The sequence below is a fragment of the Agrobacterium sp. MCAB5 genome (assembly GCF_052114365.1).
GTDB classification, from domain to species: Bacteria; Pseudomonadota; Alphaproteobacteria; order Rhizobiales; family Rhizobiaceae; genus Agrobacterium; species Agrobacterium tumefaciens.
Genome location: NZ_JBFREP010000381.1, coordinates 1 through 350, shown reverse-complemented (window position 1 = coordinate 350; position 350 = coordinate 1). Strand labels below are relative to the sequence as shown.

The window sequence follows — 350 nt, the reverse complement described above, 5'->3', positions numbered from 1 at the left end:
CCATACCCCGCAGCATCGCTTTTTTGAGAACCTCGGCAGCACGATCAAGGAACGCTATGTGTTGCCCGGTTTCTATCACGACACGTTGGGCGAACGGGATCGGGTTAATGCGTTGGAAAAAATCCGTTCGTTTATCACGGCATGCTTCGATGAAGCGCCCGTCGTTGCCGACCTTCGGCAGGCGCACCGTTCAGGCTACAGCCGCGATGAAGCCGACAGACTAGCCACCCCCTTGTCGATCGCTTCGCCGCGCGGGCTCTACTGGGCTCTGACACGGGCCTCGATCCGGTTCGGCAGTCTCTTTTCCCATGGCATCAGGACAGGCGTGCGCACGGGGTTCGATTCCGGCT

1 protein-coding gene is annotated in these 350 nt (G+C 59.7%); it reads left to right on the top strand.

Annotation, left to right across the window (positions count from 1 at the left end; all coding sequences use genetic code 11):
* Positions 1–350, top strand: a 350-nt coding sequence (locus tag AB4Z23_RS29130; RefSeq protein ID WP_441361391.1) for a class I SAM-dependent methyltransferase family protein, incomplete at both ends; no start/stop codon positions are given.